A 978-nucleotide genomic window follows, 5' to 3' on the forward strand; every position below is an offset into this window, starting at 1 on the left:
AAATTGAATTCAGTGGCGGGCACTGAAATCAAGCGTGTACAAGGCAGTGAGTTAACGCTGACTATTCATTTGCTTGCTTCACAACAAGCATTTGAGCAAGAGGCTTCGTCTATCTCACAATTGATGGAATTTGAAGATCCACTCGGTGACGTTGAAGAAGTGACGCCATCGGAAGATCAATCGGTAGAAACTCTACCTTCAGAGGCTCAAGCTATAGAAGGGCAACCAAAAACGGTGGTTCAAGCCGTTGAGGAAACTGTGCCAGCAGTGCAAGTACAACAGCCTGTTGTGATTCCTCAAGTGCAAGATCAATACGATCTGATTTATGAGTGGAATTCTACTTCGCAAAGTTAATCTGCGTTTGAGCATAGAATAAAGAAAGAGTCGCAATTGCGACTCTTTTTGTTTTTGAATCAGAGAAGTTATTTATTGAACTTCGCTTTTTCTTCTTTTTCTACTTGTGACAAGCGTTTGAGTTTAAGGCCTAGCTCTTTTCCTCGAGCACGAGCAAACAAAATATTGCCAGCAAAACCAAGAGAGGTAAGCACCAGCTCAACCGCTGCCAACCACCGTTCACCACCGTCCACGTACAAGATAGTGAGGGCGTGCAAGAAATACAGCATCAAGACAAAGTTCGCCCACGCATGCGTGTAAGGTTTGCCCGCTAAGATGCCAGGTAACGGTAGCAATAACGGAATACACCATGCAATCGCGAGTGTTGTGCTACTCAGATGTGGGTGAGGAGATAAAGCGAGTTGCCAAATCGCGACCCATGCTAATAAAGCTAAGTTGCCGAACAAAGCGAGGTAGCGATACGTTTTTGCTTGAGCACCAAGAGGTGGTTGTTCTTCGACAGAGTCAGACATCGATTCTCTATCCTTGAATTGATACCAATTCTACTGATTATTAATACTGGTATTAGTGACAAGCTTTGAGCTTTAACGCTGCTGTTGCTAGTCGTTTACCTAATTGTTGTGC

1 protein-coding gene and 1 pseudogene are annotated in these 978 nt (G+C 44.1%); one reads left to right on the plus strand and one right to left on the minus strand.

Features of this window, described 5'->3' with window-relative positions:
- Window positions 1-354, plus strand: a pseudogene (locus R7Q09_RS24470) (DUF2066 domain-containing protein); the annotation flags it as partial.
- Window positions 355-422: 68 nt separating this feature from the next.
- Here R7Q09_RS24470 and R7Q09_RS24475 read toward each other — a convergent pair.
- Window positions 423-866 carry a DUF2069 domain-containing protein gene (locus R7Q09_RS24475; protein WP_318143734.1) on the minus strand — a complete coding sequence of 148 codons (444 nt, stop codon included), beginning with the start codon at window positions 864-866 and terminating at the stop codon, window positions 423-425.
- Window positions 867-978: the final 112 nt, after the last annotated feature.

The organism is Vibrio sp. 2130-1 (assembly GCF_033339515.1).